The 19,541-nt window shown below is 59.5% G+C and carries 20 protein-coding genes; 9 read left to right on the forward strand and 11 right to left on the reverse strand.

Annotated features, from left to right (window positions below; all coding sequences use genetic code 11):
• The first annotated feature begins 78 nt into the window (after window positions 1–78).
• From ABL922_RS06980 to ABL922_RS06990, 3 genes are read left to right on the forward strand one after another with little or no spacing between them, the layout of a single operon-like run.
• Entirely contained in the window at window positions 79–1,455 is a 1,377-nt protein-coding gene (locus tag ABL922_RS06980) for an NAD(P)-binding domain-containing protein (protein ID WP_349023490.1), read from the forward strand.
• Window positions 1,456–1,458: 3 nt separating this feature from the next.
• On the forward strand, window positions 1,459–2,688 hold the full coding sequence (locus ABL922_RS06985; RefSeq protein WP_349023491.1) for a cytochrome P450: 1,230 nt from the start codon (window positions 1,459–1,461) through the stop codon (window positions 2,686–2,688).
• 4 nt (window positions 2,689–2,692) lie between these two features.
• Window positions 2,693–3,559 carry an enoyl-CoA hydratase-related protein gene (locus tag ABL922_RS06990; protein WP_349023492.1) on the forward strand — a complete coding sequence of 289 codons (867 nt, stop codon included), beginning with the start codon at window positions 2,693–2,695 and terminating at the stop codon, window positions 3,557–3,559.
• A 2-nt stretch (window positions 3,560–3,561) separates the two neighbouring features.
• On the opposite strand, the gene ABL922_RS06995 is transcribed toward ABL922_RS06990, so the two are convergent.
• Genes ABL922_RS06995 through ABL922_RS07005 form a run of 3 tightly spaced genes read right to left on the reverse strand, consistent with a single transcriptional unit; the run spans window position 3,562 to window position 5,187 of the window.
• Window positions 3,562–4,323, reverse strand: coding sequence for a sulfite exporter TauE/SafE family protein (locus ABL922_RS06995; RefSeq protein ID WP_349023493.1), 762 nt, complete (start codon window positions 4,321–4,323; stop codon window positions 3,562–3,564).
• 1 nt (window position 4,324) lies between these two features.
• Window positions 4,325–4,858 carry a rhodanese family protein gene (locus ABL922_RS07000; RefSeq protein WP_349023494.1) on the reverse strand — a complete coding sequence of 178 codons (534 nt, stop codon included), beginning with the start codon at window positions 4,856–4,858 and terminating at the stop codon, window positions 4,325–4,327.
• Window positions 4,855–5,187, reverse strand: a complete 333-nt coding sequence (locus ABL922_RS07005) for a metalloregulator ArsR/SmtB family transcription factor (protein WP_349023495.1) — start codon at window positions 5,185–5,187, stop codon at window positions 4,855–4,857. Before ABL922_RS07005 ends, ABL922_RS07000 begins: the two co-directional genes overlap by 4 nt.
• Before the next feature lie 66 nt (window positions 5,188–5,253).
• Here ABL922_RS07005 and ABL922_RS07010 point away from each other — a divergent pair, with 66 nt between their 5' ends.
• Entirely contained in the window at window positions 5,254–6,114 is an 861-nt protein-coding gene (locus ABL922_RS07010) for an MBL fold metallo-hydrolase (RefSeq protein WP_349023496.1), read from the forward strand.
• Between the two features lie 9 nt (window positions 6,115–6,123).
• Here the strand turns inward: ABL922_RS07010 and ABL922_RS07015 are convergent, their stop codons facing one another.
• The 6 genes from ABL922_RS07015 to ABL922_RS07040 all read right to left on the reverse strand — a co-directional run bounded on the left by ABL922_RS07015 (window position 6,124) and on the right by ABL922_RS07040 (window position 10,946).
• A complete protein-coding gene (locus ABL922_RS07015) occupies window positions 6,124–6,303 on the reverse strand; it encodes a rubredoxin (protein WP_349023497.1) in 180 nt (59 codons plus the stop codon).
• Window position 6,304: 1 nt separating this feature from the next.
• Entirely contained in the window at window positions 6,305–7,576 is a 1,272-nt protein-coding gene (locus ABL922_RS07020) for a cytochrome P450 (RefSeq protein WP_349023498.1), read from the reverse strand.
• A gap of 26 nt (window positions 7,577–7,602) precedes the next feature.
• Window positions 7,603–9,111 carry an NAD(P)/FAD-dependent oxidoreductase gene (locus ABL922_RS07025; protein WP_349023499.1) on the reverse strand — a complete coding sequence of 503 codons (1,509 nt, stop codon included), beginning with the start codon at window positions 9,109–9,111 and terminating at the stop codon, window positions 7,603–7,605.
• A 77-nt stretch (window positions 9,112–9,188) separates the two neighbouring features.
• On the reverse strand, window positions 9,189–9,605 hold the full coding sequence (locus ABL922_RS07030; RefSeq protein ID WP_349023500.1) for a DUF2141 domain-containing protein: 417 nt from the start codon (window positions 9,603–9,605) through the stop codon (window positions 9,189–9,191).
• Window positions 9,559–10,305: a sterol desaturase family protein gene (locus ABL922_RS07035; protein ID WP_349023501.1), complete on the reverse strand. Its 747-nt coding sequence runs from the start codon at window positions 10,303–10,305 to the stop codon at window positions 9,559–9,561. The genes ABL922_RS07030 and ABL922_RS07035 overlap by 47 nt, the downstream gene beginning before the upstream one ends.
• Window positions 10,302–10,946, reverse strand: a complete 645-nt coding sequence (locus ABL922_RS07040) for a TonB family protein (protein WP_349023502.1) — start codon at window positions 10,944–10,946, stop codon at window positions 10,302–10,304. Before ABL922_RS07040 ends, ABL922_RS07035 begins: the two co-directional genes overlap by 4 nt.
• Before the next feature lie 268 nt (window positions 10,947–11,214).
• On the opposite strand from ABL922_RS07040, the gene ABL922_RS07045 reads away from it, so the two are divergent.
• The 5 genes from ABL922_RS07045 (at window position 11,215) to ABL922_RS07065 (ending at window position 17,385) form a co-directional block, all read left to right on the forward strand.
• Window positions 11,215–12,960 (forward strand): hypothetical protein, encoded by a 1,746-nt coding sequence (locus ABL922_RS07045; protein WP_349023503.1) that lies wholly within the window; start codon window positions 11,215–11,217, stop codon window positions 12,958–12,960.
• A gap of 173 nt (window positions 12,961–13,133) precedes the next feature.
• Entirely contained in the window at window positions 13,134–14,315 is a 1,182-nt protein-coding gene (gene crtY / locus ABL922_RS07050; RefSeq protein WP_349023504.1) for a lycopene beta-cyclase CrtY, read from the forward strand.
• A complete protein-coding gene (locus ABL922_RS07055) occupies window positions 14,312–15,793 on the forward strand; it encodes a phytoene desaturase (RefSeq protein WP_349023505.1) in 1,482 nt (493 codons plus the stop codon). Before crtY ends, ABL922_RS07055 begins: the two co-directional genes overlap by 4 nt.
• A complete protein-coding gene (locus tag ABL922_RS07060) occupies window positions 15,790–16,371 on the forward strand; it encodes a TIGR00730 family Rossman fold protein (protein WP_349023506.1) in 582 nt (193 codons plus the stop codon). Before ABL922_RS07055 ends, ABL922_RS07060 begins: the two co-directional genes overlap by 4 nt.
• Before the next feature lie 48 nt (window positions 16,372–16,419).
• Window positions 16,420–17,385 carry a phytoene/squalene synthase family protein gene (locus ABL922_RS07065; RefSeq protein ID WP_349023507.1) on the forward strand — a complete coding sequence of 322 codons (966 nt, stop codon included), beginning with the start codon at window positions 16,420–16,422 and terminating at the stop codon, window positions 17,383–17,385.
• A 30-nt stretch (window positions 17,386–17,415) separates the two neighbouring features.
• Here ABL922_RS07065 and ABL922_RS07070 read toward each other — a convergent pair whose 3' ends face one another.
• Together ABL922_RS07070 and ABL922_RS07075 are read right to left on the reverse strand one after the other, a co-directional pair.
• Window positions 17,416–18,198 (reverse strand): 3'(2'),5'-bisphosphate nucleotidase CysQ, encoded by a 783-nt coding sequence (locus tag ABL922_RS07070; protein ID WP_349023508.1) that lies wholly within the window; start codon window positions 18,196–18,198, stop codon window positions 17,416–17,418.
• A complete protein-coding gene (locus ABL922_RS07075) occupies window positions 18,191–19,537 on the reverse strand; it encodes a TldD/PmbA family protein (protein WP_349023509.1) in 1,347 nt (448 codons plus the stop codon). The genes ABL922_RS07070 and ABL922_RS07075 overlap by 8 nt, the downstream gene beginning before the upstream one ends.
• Window positions 19,538–19,541: the final 4 nt, after the last annotated feature.

Raw genomic sequence — 19,541 nt, forward strand, 5'->3', positions numbered from 1 at the left:
CCTTAGGGGCTAGACTTTAATCGCGCGATTAAACATACTCGCAACTGGAGCCCGCATAAGCGGGAAGGAGAGAGCGATATGAACATGCCCGCCAATAGCAAACCGACCGTGTGTATTATCGGTGCAGGCTGTTCCGGTTTCACCACCGCCAAAAGATTGAAAGACCACAGCATCCCGTTCGACATCTTCGAAGCGTCGGACGATATTGGCGGGACCTGGTATTACAACAATCCCAATGGCATGTCGGCCTGTTATCAGAGCCTGCATATCGACACATCGAAATGGCGGCTGGCATTTGAAGATTATCCGGTGCCCGCCGACTGGCCGGATTATCCACACCATTCGCAACTGCTCCAATATTTTCACGATTATGTCGATCATTTCGGGCTGCGCCCGCATATCCGCTTCAATACCCGCGTTGAAAAAGCAAAAAGGCGCGCAAGTGGCGGCTGGGATGTGACGCTGTCGACCGGCGAGACTAAGCATTATGATGCACTTGCGGTCGCGAACGGCCATCACTGGGCGGCGCGTATCCCTGTATATCCCGGCCATTTCGATGGCGCGCAGATCCACTCGCACCAATATCGCACGCCCTTTGAACCCGTCGACTGCATCGGCAAGCGTGTGCTCGTGGTCGGCATGGGCAATAGCGCAATGGACATATCGAGCGAGCTATCGCAGCGTCCGATGGCGGAGAAACTGTTCGTCTCCACACGGCGCGGCGTATGGATATTCCCCAAATATTATCGTGGCCAACCGCTCGATAAAAATCCGGCCCCGGCTTGGCTGCCCAAAGGCATCAAGCAATGGCTCGGCGCGCGGATGGTGAAGGGGCTGGTCGGCAAGATGAGCGACTATGGCCTGCCCGAACCTGAAATCGGCCCGTTCGAAAGCCATGGCACGGTATCGGGCGAATTCCTCGTCCGTGCAGGATCGGGCGACATCAATATGAAGCCCGCGGTCGAACGGCTCGACGGCGACGGGGTAGTGTTTACCGATGGCAGCCGCGAGAAGGTCGATATCATCGTCTGGGCGACCGGCTATGACATCAGCTTCCCCTTCTTCGATGATCCCACCTTCACCGCCGACAGCGACAACCGCCCGCCGCCCTTGTTCAAACGCATCATGCAGCCGGGCGTGCCTGATCTCTTCTATATGGGCCTCGCCCAGCCGCTGCCGACTTTGGTCAATTTCGCCGAACAGCAATCCAAACTGGTCGCCGCCTATCTGGTTGGTCAATATGCGCCGCCGCCCGAAGACGAGATGCGCCGCATCATCACGGCGGACGAGGATTATTATACCGGCCAATATTATGCGGCGCGACGGCACACCATCCAGCTCGACTTCGATCATTATTTGCGCGCTCTGGGCAAAGAGTTGGCCAAGGGTGCCAAGCGCGCGGCGGCAAAGGGCAATGCCCCGCCACTTTTGGCACAACAACTGGAGGAGGCTTGAGCCATGGCAAGCATCATTGAAAGCCGCCCGATCAATCCGTTCGAAGTCAGCGCCAACGCGCTCTACACTGAAGATACGTGGCGCGAGCCCTTTGCCAAGCTGCGCGCCGAGGTACCGATCAGCTGGCGTCCCGAAAGCCCGTTCGGACCCTATTGGTCGGTGGTGACCCACGATCTGGTGCAAGAAGTCGAACTGCGCCACGATGTCTTCAGCTCGCGTTGGGACATGGGGAATATCACCATCGCCGAAGCGGTGAATGGTGAGGGCTTCCCCAATTTCATCGCGCAGGACCAGCCGATCCATACGGCGCAGCGCAGGGTCATCGCCCCTGCTTTCAACCCGAGCCAGATCATCAAGCTCGAAAAACTGGTCAAGGAACGCACCGAAAAGCTGTTTGCCGAGCTGCCACGCGGCGAAGAGTTTGACTGGGTAGAACGCGTCTCGCTGCCGCTGACGCTTGGCATGCTGTGCATATTGTTCGACATGCCCTTTGAGGAATGGCGCGACATCAAACGCTGGTCCGATTGGGCGAGCGGCGTTTCGGAAGATAATCTCAACGAGGAATATCGCGCCGAATTTCTGGTGCAGATGGGCGAGATGCTCGCGCGGTTCGATAAAGAACTCGACGCCCGCCGTGCCCAACCGCCAACCGACGATCTGCTTAGCCGGATGGTCCATTCGGAAGCGATGGGGAATATGGAGGCGATGGAGCGGATCGCCAATATCGCGCTACTGATCGTCGGTGGCAACGATACCACGCGCAACTCGATGTCGGCATTGGTCGAGGCTTTTGACAGCTATCCGGAGCAGCTAGACGCGCTGCGTGCTGACCCGGCACAGATCCCCAATGCGGCGCAGGAAATCATCCGCTGGCAATCGCCGGTCACCCATATGCGGCGCACCGCTTTGGAGGACACCGAACTGGGTGGTCAACACATCCGGGCGGGTGAGAAAGTGGTGATGTGGTACATCTCTGCCAATCGCGACGAAAAAATCTTCCCTGATGCAGAACGTTTCGACGTGGCGCGCGAAAATGCCCGGCGACATATCGGCTTTGGCCACGGCATCCACCGCTGCGTCGGTGCGAGGCTGGCAGAGGTTCAATTGCAGGCGGTGATTGACCAGATCGTCAAACTTCCCGGACGCATCGTTCCGCAAGGCAAACCGACACGGCTCGCCAGCCCTTTCCTGCATGGTTTCACCGCAATGCCCGTCAAGATCGTGGAAGCATGAGCGCATGAGCAATTACAGCACATTGGTTGTCGAACAGGATGGCCCAATCCTTTGGGTGCGCATCAACCGGCCCGAGGCGATGAACGCCTATACCGCGACGATGGGTGCCGAACTTGCAGCCGCCTTTGACCATGCCGATGGCGAGGATTCGATCCGTGTCGTGATCCTGAGCGCCTTGGGCCGGGTTTTCTGTGCCGGGGCGGATGTTTCGGCGGGGGCCGGGGCGTTCGATACCGAAAGCGGCGAAGGCGCCAAGAATTTCGGCGGGCGTAGCGAAGGCCGCAACGCCAATTTCATCGCCGCAATCATGAACTGCCGCAAGCCATCGATTGTGGCCTTCAACGGCTCCGCGGCAGGAGTCGGCCTGACGCTCACTCTGCCCTGCGACATTCGCATTGCCGCCGATAATGCGAAGTTCGGCTGTGTCTTCACACGCCGCGGTCTTGTGCCAGAAGCGGGATCGGCCTGGTTCCTGCCGCAGATTGTAGGGCTCAGCCAGGCGCTCAAATGGTGCCTGACGGGCGCTTTAGTTCCCGCGAGCGAAGCCCTCGAAAAAGGGCTGCTTGCCGAAACCTGCCCCGCCGAACAACTCGACGCCCGGGCGCGCGATCTGGCAATGGAAATCGCCGCCAATACCTCGCCGGTGGCCATCGCGCTCACCCGCCGCTTGCTCTGGAAATACGCAACCGACGCCGACCCCTCGGGCGCGCTATCGGTCGATGCCTTGCTCAACATAGAGCTTGGGAAGGGCGGCGACGTGCATGAAGGCGTGACTGCCTTCCTCGAAAAGCGTGCCCCAGCATTTCCCAATAAAGTGTCGTCGGATATGCCCGCAACGCCGTGGTGGCCGGACGACCCGACCAGAGCCTGAGCTCATTTCAAAAGAATAAACAGCGCGACCGCGATCACCATCACCGCAAATATGGTGCGGGCTAGAGCGGTTCGCTTTTCGAGCCTTTTGGCGAGCGGAATTGCGGCCAATGTGCCGACCCCGCCACCCACAACCAGCGCCCCGAACAAAGGCCAGAGCAATTGGCCAGAGGCGGCGTAAGACAGGCTGGTCGCGCTACCAAACAAGGTCACCGATACCAGCGACGAAGCGCTGGCATTGGCGAGCGTCATACCAGTGGACGCCATCAGCCCCGGCGCGATCAAGAAGCCGCCGCCGATGCCGAAAAACCCCGCCGCCAGCCCTGCGAGCAAGCCGACCGGCGCGAGTTTGAGGACCATCGGCGGTGTCAGATGGACATTGGGGTCACCTTCGCTTTTCTTCGGGATCAGCATCGACACCGCAATCGCGATCATCGCGAAAGCGAACCACATCAGCAGCGCCTTACCATCCACCTGTTTGGCGAATTGTGCTCCTACCAGCGAACCGGCGAGACCAGCTATGCCAAAGGTGATGGCGCAAGGCCATTTGACCCGCCCAGCCCGCGCCTGTGCGGAAAGGCCAATCGCTGCGTTCACCGCCACTGCTGCGGCCGAGGTGCCGATCGCCGCATGGGTATCGATCACCCCGACCACGTAGATGAGCCACGGTGTCGCCAGTACCGATCCGCCCCCGCCGAACAGCGTCAGCAGCAAACCGATGAGCGCGCCGCCGAGGCCCGCGAGCAGAAGGGCTTCCCAGCCCATGTCAGGCGGTTTTCAGCCGGTTCCAGGGCATCAACATCAGCAACCGCGCCATACCGCAAAAGCCGGTCGCGCCAGCAAAGGTCAGCCCCGCTCCGACAAAGGCAGAGAGCCCGAACCATCCAGGGGCGACAAAAAAGCCGAGCAACACGCCGATCAACACCAGTGAACCGGCGGCAATCTGCACCTGCCGCATAATCTCAAGCGGAGCATCGGCGTTGGTTTCTACCGTCAAACCGGCTTTCTCCCAAGCATTGAGCCCGCCATCAAGGACAAAGGCATCGCCAGACACGCGCGCCGCCAAGCGGTCGCACGCGCCAGCCGTGCGCATGCCCGAACGGCAGGTGAAGATGACATCGGCGTCAGGATCGACGCTCAAATGTGCTTTTTCCCATACCGATAGCGGCTGCGATTGCGCGCCCTTGATATGGCTGCGCGCAAATTCATCGGGTTCGCGAATATCCACAAGTACAGCAAGTCCAGCGTCGAGACGCTCGCGCACCTGTTGCGGTGAAAGTTTGTGCAGAATGGCCGTCATGGCAATTTCCTCATTTCGGGCGGGCAAAAAAGCTCCGCCAGGGTTTCGATGATCCGCAACGCGCCTTGATCTGCGATACGGTAGTAAATCGTCTGGCTCTCGCGGCGAGTCGAAACCACGCCCTCCTCGCGCAGCAAAGCAAGATGCTGCGACAGTGCGGATTGCGAAAGACCGACGCGGCGCTGCAATTCGCCAACCGACAATTCCTCGTCGGCAAGCTGGCACAGCACCATCAGCCTTTTTTCATTCCCCATCAGCCGGAGCAGCGCTGCCGCGCGTCCGGCACTTTCCTCAAACAATGCGAGGTCAAAGCGAGCCAAATCGAACATAGCGCCATTATATGCATTGAAACTAATTTAGCAAGTGCTAATATAATGACAACAAGGAGACGACTCATGAACCCTCATGTTCAAGCTTTTTTCGACCCTGCTACCTTCACGGTCAGCTATGTCGTGTACGACCCCGCCACCAAAAAGGCGGCGATTGTCGACCCCGTGCTCGATTTCACCCCGCGTAACGGGCGCACCTCGAACCAATCGGCTGATGCTTTGCTGCGCTATGTCGACGAGCATGATCTGGCGCTTGTATGGCTACTCGAAACCCACGCCCATGCCGACCATTTGTCGGCTGCGCATTATCTGCACGAAAAGACTGGCGCGCCGATCGTCATCGGCTCGGAGATCACGCATGTGCAGGGTGTGTTTGGTGCGCTGTTCGAAGCCGATGACGTAAAACCTGACGGCAGCGCCTTTGGCCGCCTTGTCAGCGAAGGCGAAAGCCTGTCGCTAGGCGACCTAGAAATCGGCGTCTTGCACACACCGGGGCACACACCCGCCTGCGTCACTTATCTGATCGGCGATACGGCCTTTGTCGGCGATACTTTGTTCATGCCCGATTATGGCACCGCGCGTGCCGACTTCCCGGGTGGCGACGCGGCGACATTGTATCGCTCAATCCGGAAAATCCTTGATCTACCGCCACAGACCCGGATCTTCGTTGGCCATGATTATCTGCCAACCGGTCGAACCGACTATCACTGGGAAACCAGCGTCGCCGATCAGAAACAGGGCAACATCCATGTGCATGACGGTATCAGCGAAGCGGAGTTCGTTGCGATGCGAACCGCGCGCGACAAGACGCTCGAAGCTCCGCTACTGATCCTGCCTTCCCTGCAGGTCAACATCCGCGCTGGTGCCATGCCACCAGCGTCGCCCGGCGGGCATGTCTATCTGCGACTGCCCGTGAACGCAATTTAGGCCGGTAAATCAGCCGATTTCGATCATCTCGAAATCGGCTTTTTCCGCCCCGCAAGTCGGGCAATACCAGTCATCCGGGACGTCGGCCCAGCGCGTACCAGGGGCGATGCCATCGTCGGGCCAGCCTTCGGCCTCATCATATTCCTGTCCGCAATAGCTGCAGCGATAGCGTTTGAACGGCTCTGCCATTTCAGTTCAACGTAAAGCGGATCGGAACATGCTTCGGCCCGCAAACGAAGTTGGAAATCGTCCGTTTGGGTTCGCCCGCCAGTTCGATCGACTTCAGATGCGGGAGCAGTTCTTCCCACAATATCCGCATTTCCATGCGTGCCAGATGCTGGCCAAGGCAGACATGCGCGCCATAGCCAAAGGCGATCTGCCGGTTGGGTTCGCGGTCGAGGCGATAGTTGTACGGATCGTCGAACACCGCCTCGTCGCGGTTCGCCGACTGGTAAGCGAGCATCAGCCAGTCGCCCGCCTTGATCTGCTGGCCAGCCAGTTCGGTGTCCAGCGTCGCGCTGCGCATGAAATGCTTCACCGGCACAACCCAGCGGATAGATTCCTCGACAAAGGCGTTCACTTTTGACGGGTCGGCCTTGATTTGCTCGAGCAGATGCGGACGTTCGGCCAGCGCCCACATCGCGCCCGCCGTTGTGTTTGATGTGGTGTCATGCCCTGCGGTCGCCGCGATGATGTAATAGCCCATCAATTGGCGATGGTTGAGATATTCACCGTTGATCTTGGCGTTCGCAATCAGGCTGTTGACCTGATCGGTCGGGTTGGCGCGGAACTTTTCGGTGACTGCGCCAAAATAGGCCTCCAGATCCTCCATCGTCCGCCGCAGCCCGTCGAGCGCTTCGGCAGGGTTCACTTCCTTGCGATCGCGGTTGAGTTCGGGGTCAGCGCTGCTGAACAATTCCTGTGTCAGCTTGAGCATGAAAGGCTCATCCTCTTGCGGCACACCGAGCACGGTCATGATCACCCGCAGCGGATAGAGGAAGGCGACATCGGTCGCGAAATCGCATTCAGGGGCTTTGGCCAGCATCTCTGCAACGAAGGATTTGGCGATGGTTCGGATATCGTCTTCAAGACCGCGGATCGCCTTGGGGGTGACAGAGGGGAAAACAACCGCGCGCAAATCCTTATGCTCCTGTCCGTCGACCGAGACCAGACTGCGGATGAGATTGGGCTCTCCCCCAGTGATGAAGCGCACCATCCCGTCGCTTTCCTTCAGCGTCATGAAAGTCGATTTGTCGCCATTGTGGAAAATCTCGGGCTGTTTTTCGACCGCCATGATGTCGGCATGGCGACTGACCACCCAGAAAGGTTCCACCCCTTCGGGTTCGGCCACAGCCAGCGGCATTTCGGCCCGGATCGTGCGAAAGGCATCGTCGACCGGATCGCCCGCCGCATAGGCCTTTGAATCGACAATGGTGTGTGCGAGGTCCGATGGAATTTTCATATCTCTATCCAGTCAAATGAGGGCGTTCAGCTATATTTGAATTCAGCGCCGGTCAGGTCGGTGACCGGAATCTGGTCCTTTTCAGCCCAATAATCCTGGTTATGCCGCCACTCGGGCTTGTCGCCCCGACGGGGCAACTGATCGAGCCCGCGCATCAGATAGCCGGGGTTGAAATTGTCCGCTTCGATCCAGGGTGAAAGCGGCATGCCCTCATCCTCTGGCCGTAGCTGCACATCGACGCGCTTGGCGCCCGCCTTGTCCATATGGTTCAACAGGTTGCAGACAAAATCGCCCATCATGTCGACGCGCAAGGTCCAGCTGGCGCGAAAGTATCCCATCACCCACGCCATGTTCGGAACGCCGGTGAACATCATTCCGCGATAGGTGACGATGTCGTTCCAGTTGACCGGTTTGCCATCGACGCTGAACGGGATGTCGCCCATCACCGAAAGGCGAAAACCGGTGGCCGCAACGATGATGTCTGCCTCAATTTCCTCGCCCGAACTGGTGCGGACGCCCTTTTCGGTGAAGCGGTTGATGGTGTCGGTGACGACGGTGACCTTGCCTTCGACAGCAGCGCGGAAGACGTCGCCCTCAGGGCAGAACGCCAGCCGCTGCTGCCACACCCGATATTTGGGGGTGAAATGCGGTTCGAATTCGAAATCGGGTTTGCCGGTAAAGGCGCGGACAAGCTCTTTCAGCTCCTCGAAAACAACCTCGGGCTCGGTCTGGCAGCGCTTGGTCATCATGTCCTGATCGTGCATGATTTGCGCGCGAACGACGCGGTGGACGGTTGGTTCATCAATGCCGATCTCGCGCAGTCGATCCGCCAGTTCATTCTTGTTTTCGCTGCAGAAGAAATAGGTGGGCGAGCGTTGCAGCATCGTTACATGCCCGGCCTTCTCGGCGAAGGCTGGAACAACGGTGGCGGCAGTCGCGCCCGATCCGATCACCAATATGCGCTTGCCCGCATAGTCGGTTTTTGGGTCCCATAATTGGGCATGGACGAACATGCCCTTATAGTCGCTCAACCCTTCCCAGTCAGGGATATAGGGCTTTTCGTGGTCATAGTAGCCCTGACACATCCAGAGGAAATTGCAGGTGAAACGCTTGGTCGCGCCGGTCTTGTCGACCGCCTCTACCTTCCAGCGATTATCGGCGCTCGACCACGAACATCCAGTGATGCGGTGCCCGTATCGGATATTCGGGCCGATCCCGTTCTCCTCGATCACCTCGCCCATATATTTCAGGATTTCGTCGGCACTGGCGATGGGCGCGCCAACCCAGGGCTTGAAACGGTAGCCGAAGGTGTAAAGGTCAGAGTCGGACCGGACGCCGGGATATTTGTGCGTCTCCCAGGTTCCGCCGAACGTGTCCTTCATGTCGAGCACGACATAGCTTTTACCCGAACATTGCTGTTGCAGGTGATAGGCAGAACCGACGCCGGAAATTCCGGCACCTGCGATCAGGACGTCAAAATGTTCGGTATTCCCGGTTGCGCCAGCCGAATCGTTGCGTTCCAGTGTATCCAGCATCTTCTATCTCCTCTGCTTGGAAGAGATAATCGCTGGTCGGTTGCAACTTGCAATTGACCAAAATCAAAATGTGAAAGTTAGAGCATATATTTCATTTTAACGGTCTGCGTTGCCGAGCCGGTCAGCGCAAAGGCCGCCGAGGCAAATTTGGGCGGGCCAAAGGTGATCTTCGGGTTGCGCGAAAATCCGAAACCTTCCTTGGGAATGGCGAGCGTGGTGTCGAGCTTGCCATTGGCATTCTCGTCGTGGATCAGCGACAGCGCATAGGTGCCATCCGACAGGCCGGTGAAACTGATCGAACCCGCAGCCGACGCTCGTACCGTCCGCTTATGCGCCGCCGGGTCCTTCGAACAATCGGGAAAGGCCTTTGCATTGGCGGTCAGACAGACAAGGACATTGCCTTTCTGATTGCGCAAACCAGTGACCGAAACGGTCAGTGTCGCGTCGTCAGTTGCTTGCGCCGCGCCCTGCCCCGCCAAAATCGCCAAGGCCAAGGTCGGTGCCGCAAAGACGGTCCCAGAAACGGAAATAGAGCCCATAATTTCCCTTAAATGCATCGTGATGCTTTTGATGATGCGTCGCCGTTATCAGCCAGCGACCCAATGGTCCATGAACAAGACTGCGCGGAAACAATTCCCAGCCCATGTGGTTTGTGATGCCCATCAGCGTCATGATGAAGAGTACAAGCCCCAAAGCGCCAACATGTATCGGGATCAGGAAAACCAGCGCCGGAATGACAATCGCCCCCGTCACCGCCTCCCATGGATGAAAGCTCATTGCCGCCCAAGCGGTCGGCGGTCGGCTTTCATGATGAACGGCGTGGGCGACGCGAAACAGCCTTGGCCAGTGCATCCAGCGATGCGTCCAATAAAACCATGTGTCATGCGCAGCGAGGAAGAAAAAGACCGATAGCGGCAGATACCAAAGCGGATATTGGCCAATGTCGGTATAGATTTGCGTCCAGCCGCGGTTCTGCCAGCCCCAAGCAACAATGCCTGCTGGAACCCCGTAAATGCCTGCGGATAATAACGACCAGTAAATCTCCCGCCGCATCTGCGCGTTTAGCTTTGCATAGAGCCCGGGGTGAACCTTGCCCGTCAGCCAAGCGAAAAAGCCGCTGGTCGCCAGATAGCGGACGCCGACAATTAATGTCATCGCCAGCGCCGAGCCCAATGCCGCAATCGTCGGCGTCATTGTTCCTTCCAGGTCACATTGCCGCGATAGCGCCCAGCGGATGCGAGTCCGTTTGCGCCTTTGGCGGGCGTGAAGCGTGCGCGCTTCATGAAGGCGTTGCAGGTTGCCTTATCGAGCGCGTCCTTGCCCGAGGAAACAGTGACCGTGCAGCTTTGCGGGCGTCCATCCGCAGCGACGACCATTTCAAAACGTGTAGTACCCGAGGCCGTCACGCCACGTGGATAATCTGCGGGCGTGATGATCGATGCTGCGTTCTTGAGCGACGAAGCCAGCAGCAATGGAAGATTGGCGGTGCCAGTCGGATCGCAACTGGCACGGCCGCCAGATTCAATTCGAACCACTGCAGGCATTCTGCAAGCAAAAATGCTGAGTATCTGCAATGGCTGGAAAACGCCCGGAACCTGAGCATTCGCGGCAATTGAATGGCGCGCAAACCGATCGGCTGATGTGCAGTTGGTTGCTGCAGCGTCATCGATGCAAATCGCTACTTCGATGGGCGAGTCACAATTGTTGACCAGATTGAAACTGTCGGTCGCAGTGCGGCTATATCCGACGCATTGTTCCGCCGCGGGTTCGTCAGCCTGTGCCAAAACTTTCGCAGCGACCCACGCAGACGCCAGCAACATGAAACAGAAAAGCATAAAACGGACTTGGGTCATTGAGTGCAAATAGCAGACGCGGTCCAAGTGTCTATATCGTCGCGCAGAGATGAGCGGATGTCGTTTCCATCCTATACACGCCTTTACAATAGTGCCAAAGTTTACCTGTCGTTAAGTATAGATCACCTTGTTTACGGGTGAATATCCGAACGATTACGGGGTCGCACCATGTCCGCAATATCGGCGTCTGGTGCAATATTTTTTGGGCATCTGCTGCCGGTGTTGCGCAAGTAACATCAGGAGACTGCACATGAATACCCGTACAATCATCAAAACACTTTCGATTTCCGCCGCTGCCTTGGTTGCAGCAAATGCCAGCCCTGCTTGGGCCGATGCCACACCCGAGTGTAACACCAGCGCAGGCGCGACCGACGGCACAGAATGCGGTGCCGATGCTACCGTCACACAAGCAGGCGGCGTTGCTGTCGGCAAGAATGCGACGGCCAGCGGGCCAAGCACAACCAATCCGATTTTTGCATCTGTCGCGGTCGGCTTCAATACCGTGGCGCATGACAATGCCGTTGCCATCGGAAATTCGGCCACGGCGCGATTTAGCGGCACGGTCACCCCTGCCAATATCGGCATCAATTCGGCAGTCGCTGTCGGCGGCAATGCGGTCGCGATTGGGTCGAACACGATTGCCATCGGCACCACAGCGCGGGCTGGCACCGGTTTCACCATTAATACCCCGAACTCACCGGTGAACGCCGGTAACAACATTACCGTTGTCGGCGGACGGGCCGAAGCCAACCAGAACAACGCAACGGCAGTTGGCGCCAATTCGGAAATAACCGCCGAAGACGGTACCGCGCTTGGCACCAATACCGTGGTCAGCCAGGCAGGCGGCGTTGCCATAGGCTTGGGCGCTCAGGCCATCGGGCCGAGCGCCACGGCAACGACGTTCGCCTCGACTGCTATCGGCTTTAATGCTCTGGCGCAGGACAATGGTGTGGCGCTCGGGCAAAACGCGACGGCGCGGTTCAGCGGGACGGTAACTCCGGCGAACATCGGCATCAACGCCGCAAGCGCGTTGGGCAGCAATGCAGTGGCAGTCGGCAGCAATACCGTAGCGATCGGCTCGACCGCGCGTGCGGGCACCGGATTTACCTTCAATACGCCGAACTCTCCGGTTAACGCTGGCAGTAACCAGACTGCAGTGGGCGGTCGCGCGGAAACCAACGCCATTGGCGGCACGGCGATCGGCGCGAACAGCGAAGTGTCGGGCGACGGCGGCACAGCGCTCGGTCAGAACACACAAGTGACGGCCCTAAATGGCGTCGCGATTGGCAGCGGCGCCCAAGCCACCGCTGATAATGCGGTAGCCCTTGGCGCCGGATCGATCGCAAACCAAGCCAATACCGTGTCGGTTGGCGCTGCGGGGACTGAACGGCGGATCGTGAACGTGGCGGCGGGCGTGGATGCAACCGATGCTGTTAATGTCAGCCAGTTGAACGCGGCTGTCGGTGGGGCTTCAGCCAGCGCTGCCACGGCGCAAACTACGGCGAATACTGCGCTGGCCAATGCGGCGACAGCACAAACAGCCGCCAATGCTGCACAGACTACAGCCAATTCTGCAGTCGCGCAGAACGCCGTGCAGGATACGCAGATCGCCGCGATCCAGGTGGTGAACACGACCCAGAACAGCCGCCTCACAGCCCTGGAATCGCTCAGCCTTGGCGCGATCCCCGCGCTGCAGACACTAACGGCAACGCACACCGCCCAGATCAGCGAGCTGTTTGCGCTGACCGATCGTGATCGTCGCGATTCACGCCGCGGTTCGGCAACGGCATTGGCGCTCACGACGGCACCGATGCCATCCAATGTCGGCGGGGTAAGCTATGCGCTGAACGCAGCGACCTATCGCGGCGAACAAGCGATCGGCTTGTCCTTTGCTTATCGTGCCAACACCGATAACCCGTTCGCGGTGACCGGCGGCATTTCCTATGCCGGCGGCGATAGCATTGGTGCCCGCGTCGGCGTCGCTGGCGAATTCTGAGCTAACAGGGGAACCGGCGGGATTGCGCACGCAGTCTCGTACAATCCCGACGGGCAGGCCGGAGCGAAAGCTCCGGCCTGTATCGTTTGGATCGATCGATATCCCCGCATTATCCACGCTTTTGTGCAAAAGGCAGCTTTTGAAGCCAAAGCGGCTGCGCTAGGGCTTTTGACATGCCCTTGGCAGCCCCAACACCTATCAAATGCGATCTTGCCATTGTCGGCGGCGGCCTTGCCGGTGGGTTGATTGCGCTTGCCGTCGCGCGGCAGCGGCCCGAGCTCAAGATCGTGCTCGTTGAGCAGGAACCGCATTTTGGCGGCAACCATATCTGGAGCTTTTTCGCGAGCGACATCGCGCCCGAACATCGCTGGCTGACTGCCCCGCTCGTCACTTACGGCTGGTCGGGCTATGACGTGCACTTTCCAGAGCATAGCCGCAGCCTCGACAATATCTATTACACCATAGAATCCGAACGGCTCGATTGGCTGTTACGGCACAATCTGCCAGCCTCGTCCTTGATGACGGGGCGCACGGTAAAAGCCGTCAGCCCCCGGTTAGTCGTGCTGGATGGAGCGCAGCGGATCAATGCGGGCGGGGTGATCGATGCGCGCGGGGTCGCGGATTATCACCACCTCGACTGTGGCTGGCAGAAGTTCACCGGGCAATTGATGCAGCTTTCCGAACCGCACGATCTGACGCGCCCGATCGTAATGGACGCAACGGTCGATCAGCTCGACGGATATCGCTTCGTCTATGTCCTGCCCTTTGGCATGGACAAGGTCTTTGTCGAAGACACCTATTATAGCGACAAGCCCGATCTCGACCGCCGTGTCATGGCGCAGCGGATCGCCGCTTATACCGATGGCAAAGGCTGGCAGGTCGAACGGGTGCTGCGCGAAGAGACCGGTGTGCTGCCCGTCGTCATGGGCGGCGACCTTGAAAATTACTGGGCGAGCGGCAGCGGACGGACGGCGAAGGCTGGCGCGCGGGGCGCATTTTTCCATGCGGTTACCAGTTACTCGCTGCCCGATGCGGTGCGTAACGCTATCTATATCTCCGAACTGCCCGATTTCGACGGCGACCGTTTAAACATGCTGATGCGGCAGCGCGCACAGGAACATTGGAAGAGCGGAAATTTCTACCGCATTCTCAACCGGATGCTGTTCCGCGCGTCGGAACCCAGCGAGCGGTACAAGATCCTCGAACGCTTCTACAGGCTTAACCCCGGATTGATCGAACGCTTCTACGCCGGGCAGACGACCGGCGGCGACAAAGCGCGCATACTCTCTGGCAAGCCGCCGGTACCCATTGGCAAGGCGTTGCAGGCAATTCGGGCACGGAAGAAAAAAAGATGAAATCAGCCGTTGTCATCGGTTCGGGCTTCGGCGGACTGGCGCTCGCCATCCGCCTGCAGGCCGCCGGTATTCAGACCACCATCGTCGAAGCGCGCGATAAGCCCGGCGGGCGCGCCTATTATTGGGAACGTGACGGCTTCATTTTCGATGGCGGCCCGACGGTGATCACCGACCCACCCTGCCTAACCCAGCTGTGGGCGCTGACCGGGCATGACATGGCCGACGATGTCGAATTGATGCCGGTCATGCCCTTTTACCGGCTCAACTGGCCCGACGGCACCAATTTCGATTATTCGAATGACGACGCCAAACTGCGTTCGGAAATCGAAAAGCTGAACCCCGAAGATGTCGCGGGCTACGCTAAGTTCCTTGAATATAGCGCGGGCGTGCATGACGAAGGCTATGTCAAGCTCGGCACCAAGGCGTTTCTTGACTTTGCGTCGATGATCAAGGCGGCGCCTGCGCTCGCCAAATATCAGGCATGGCGCAGCGTCTATTCGATGGTTTCATCCTTCGTGAAGAATGAGAAGCTGCGCGAGGCGCTGTCGTTCCACACGCTTCTGGTCGGCGGCAATCCGATGAAGACCAGCGCGATCTATGCACTGATCCACAAGCTGGAAAAGGATGGTGGCGTCTGGTTCGCGAAGGGCGGCACCAACCGGCTGGTCGCGGCGATGGTCAAGCAATTCGAGCGCATCGGCGGTACGATACTGCTTGGCGACGCGGTCGAACGGATCGAGACGCAGGGCGAACGCACCACCGGCATCGTTACCCATTCGGGTTATCGTATCGAGTGCGACGCAATCGCGACCAATGGCGACATCATGCACAGCTATCGCGACCTGCTCGGCCACCACCCGCGCGGGTCGAAAGCAGCGGCGAGCCTATCGCGCAAGAAGTTCTCGCCCAGCCTGTTCGTCGTCCACTTCGGTATCAAGGGGACCTGGCCTGGCATTCCGCACCACATGATCCTGTTCGGTCCGCGATACAAAGGGCTGCTCGACGATATCTACACGACCGGTGTGTTGCCGCAGGATTTTTCGCTCTATCTGCACCACCCGACGGTCAGTGATCCGTCGATGGCACCCGAAGGCTGCTCGACTTTCTATGCGCTGGCCCCGGTCGCGCATCAGGGCAAACTGCCGATCGATTGGGAGGAAATGGGGCCGGTCTTTGAAAAACGCATCCTCGACGAGGTCGGGCGCCGCCTGATCCCCGACATCCACGACCGTATCGTCACCAAATTCCACTACACCCCCGCCGATTTTGGCACCGACCTGAACGCGCATCTGGGCAGCGCCTTCAGCCTCGAACCAATCTTGACCCAAAGCGCTTGGTTCCGCGTGCACAATCGCGATGACGTGCTTTCCAATCTTTACTTTGTCGGCGCAGGAACGCATCCGGGGGCTGGTATTCCCGGCGTGGTCGGCAGCGCCAAGGCCACGGCGGAATTGATGATCGAGGATTTGAAGCGTTGAAACGTCTTGCCGTCTATTGCGGTTCGGCCACCCCGGCTGATCCAATCTATATCGAATGCGCGCGCATGGTCGGCCGTGAACTGGCCGCGCGCGGGATCGGGTTGGTCTATGGCGGCGGTCGCCTAGGACTGATGGGCGCTGTGGCGGATGCCTGCCTTGCAGCGGGTGGCGAAGTCATTGGCGTCATCCCCGAAGCCTTGGTCGGCAGTGAGGTTGCGCACCGCGGCTGCACCGAACTGCATGTCGTCCCCGGAATGCACGAGCGCAAGCGGATGTTCACCGACCTGTCGGACGGCTTCATCACTATTCCCGGCGGCGTCGGCACGATGGACGAATTGTGGGAGGCGATCAGCTGGGCCCAGCTGGGTTATCATGAAAAACCGGTTGGACTACTGAACGTCGCGGGTTTTTACGACCGGCTGATCGAGTTCAACCAGCATATGGTGCAGGTAGGCTTTATCCGTCCGCAGCATGCGGGCATCATGATTGTCGATGAGACGATGGACGGCTTGCTTGGCAAAATGGCGAGCTATGAGCCGCACAAGAGCATCTTTCAGATGAAGGCCGAGGATCTTTAATTCCCCCTCCCGCTTGCGGGAGGGGTTATCGGAGGGCATGAAGCGGGCGTGACTGGTGAATTGACAGGCCCTCTCCCAGCCCCTCCCGCAAGCGGGAGGGGAGAACTCGTCGCCTATGCTCGCGACAGTATCGCCCGCGGGTCGAAATCCTTTGCCGCCGCCAGCAAGCTGTTCGACCGCACCACGCGCGAGCGGGTCTGGCTGCTCTATGCATGGTGCCGCAAATGCGACGACATGGCCGACGGACAGGATCATGGCGGGGCGATGGCGGACGTCGCTGATCCTTCGGCCCGACTGCAGTCGATCCGCGAACTGACTGCCCGAGCGTTGAAGGGCGAAACAACGGGCGACCCAGCCTTCGATTGCCTTGGCGTGGTCGCGCGCGAATGCGGGCTGACGCAGAAAATGGCGGACGATGTGATCGAGGGCTTCGCGCTCGACACCGCCGGTTGGCAACCACGACACGAGACCGACCTGTACCGCTATTGCTTTCATGTGGCGGGAGCCGTCGGCGTGATGATGGCGATGGTGATGGGGGTATCACCCGATGACGGCGAAACACTCGACCGCGCCTGCGATCTTGGAATGGCTTTCCAGCTCGCCAATATCGCCCGCGACATTGCCGAAGATGGCCGCGCCGGGCGTTGCTACATCCCCGATGACTGGCTCGCACAGCTCGATCTTGAACCCGGCGAACATCTGCGCCCGCACAACCGCAAGAAACTGGCGCTGATCGGCCGATGGCTGGCCGACGAAGCGGGGCAATATGAGGCCTCGGCCCGCATTGGTGCCGCACGCCTGCCCTTCCGCGCCCGCTGGGCAGTATTGTCCGCAGCGGGCATTTACGGCGATATTGCGCGCAAGGTTCGTGCGGCAGGCGAACACGCCTGGGATGGAAGAATTTTCACTTCGCGCGGTGAGAAACTGCGATGGGTCGCGAGGGCATTTGGGGATGCGATAACCAACCAACCCGCCCCCATTGATCGCGAGGGGTTGTGGACAAGAAACAAATAAACGTCGCCCCTGCGAAGGCAGGGGCAGTTGCTATGCAAGCAACGAAGCAGCCCGTTCTTTGAGCCGCTCGATCGCAGCATCATGTATCCCCGGCGCGCAGCAGATAAGCCCGAAGTCCATCGGCTCGCGTTTGTTGTAGCGAATTGGTTCGCCCGTCGCACTGGTGACCACAGCCCCCGCCTCTTCGGCAATCAGATGCGCTGCTGCGATGTCCCACTCATGCCCCCAGCGCAGCGTCGCCACCAGGTCTGCCCGGTCGCAAGCGACCATCGTCATCCGCATCGCGATACTGTTGGGCTTGTGCACCATTTCAAGGTCGCGATCGACCTTGGGCAAGGCATCGGTCGGGACGCGGGCGCCAATAAATTCGCTGCGTGTGCTGGCTAAAAGGCGCTTGCCGTTGCAGGTCGTGCCCTCTCCCTTGTGTGCGACCCAAAGCTGTTTGGTGACGGGCGCATACATTGCTGCAAACACAGCCTCGCTACCTTCGACCAAGGCGACCGACACACACCAGCCGCTCCGTCCGCGAATATAATCGCGCGTGCCATCGATCGGATCGACCAGCCACTGGCGCGACATCGACAGCCGGTCGGGATGATCCACGGTCTCTTCGGACAGCCAGCCTATATTGGGGGAGAGTCCACCCAGTCGTTCTTTCAGCAACGCATCGACCGCGAGGTCCGCCTCGCTGACCGGATTGCCCTTGCTCTTTTCCCAGACCCCGGTGGCAGGCGCCATGCCTTCGCGCCATGCGTCCAGCGCGAGGTCACCTGCCTCGCAGATCGCTTTTAGCGCCGCGTCGCGATCAGGCACTCGCCACCATCATGCCGTCGATGCGCATTGTCGGCACATTGGTCGATCGGATGAATTCGAGATCGTTGGCAGGGGTTAGCGCGCGGAACATATCCTTGAGATTTCCAGCGATAGTGAATTCGCTGACTGGGCCGACTATCTCACCCTTTTCGATCAGGAAACCTGCGGCCCCACGGCTATAATCGCCGGTGACGATATTGACGCCTTGCCCTGATAATTCATGGATATAGACGCCATAGTCGATATCCGAAATCAGTTCCGCAACCGATAGCGTGCCGCCTTCGAGATGAAGGTTGGACGGGCTGGTTCCTGGGGCACCACTGCCACCGCGACTGGCATGGCCGGTCGGTTTCAGCCCCAATTGCCGCGCAGCTGCACTTTCCATCATCCAGCCAGTCAACACGCCTTTGTCGATCACGGCGGTGCGCGCCGTAGGCAGGCCTTCGCCGTCAAAAGCGCGGCTGCCAAGGCCGCGAGGGCGCAATGGGTCGTCGATAACGCTGATCGCGCTGTCGAATAATGCTTCATCCAATGCGTCGAGCAGGAAACTGGTCTTGCGCGCAATCATGCTGCCGCCGATCGCACCCATCAGGTGCCCGACCAGCGAACCGCCGATGCGCGGGTCGAAGAGGACGGGCAAGGTACCACTCTTGATCGCGCCGGGATTGATCCGGCGCACCGCCCGCTCCCCTGCCCGTTTGCCGATTGCTTCTGCGCTGTCGAGATCGACGCGGTGGCGTGCCGAGCGCCAGTCATAGTCGCGTTCCTTGGCGTCGCCCTCGCCCGCCAGCACACTGGCCGACACGCCATAGCCGGAAGAATGGTTGGCACCGGCAAAGCCGTGGCTAGTCGCAAGCGCGAAGATCGAGCGGCCCGCACTTGCCCCGGCACCCTCACTGTTAGTCACACCCTTGACCGCGCGCGCTGCATCTTCGCAGGCCAAGGCCACTTCGCGCAGCGATTGTGGGTCCGGGTCCAGCCCGTCGTCGCTTTGCACGTCGGGGATCGCACCTTTCAGCAGCATATCCTGCGGCGCCAGCCCGGCATAGGGATCCTCAGGCGCTTCGCGCGCCATATCCAGCGCGCGCGTCACCAGCCCTTTCAGCACTTCGGGATTCATGCTTGAAGATGAGATTGTGGCCGAACGCTGGCCAAGAAACACCCGCAGGCCGATCTCCTCACCCTCCGACCGCACGACATCTTCGAGCGCCCCCAGACGCACCTGGACCTCGGTGGAGGCATCGCAGTGATAGACAGCATCGGCGGCGTCAGCGCCCGCCTTTTTGGCCTGTTCGACGAGATTTATGGCGCGGTCTAGCGCTTCATTGGGTGTCAGCATCCGA

The organism is Sphingorhabdus sp. (assembly GCF_040079335.1).
Classification (GTDB): domain Bacteria; phylum Pseudomonadota; class Alphaproteobacteria; order Sphingomonadales; family Sphingomonadaceae; genus Sphingorhabdus_B.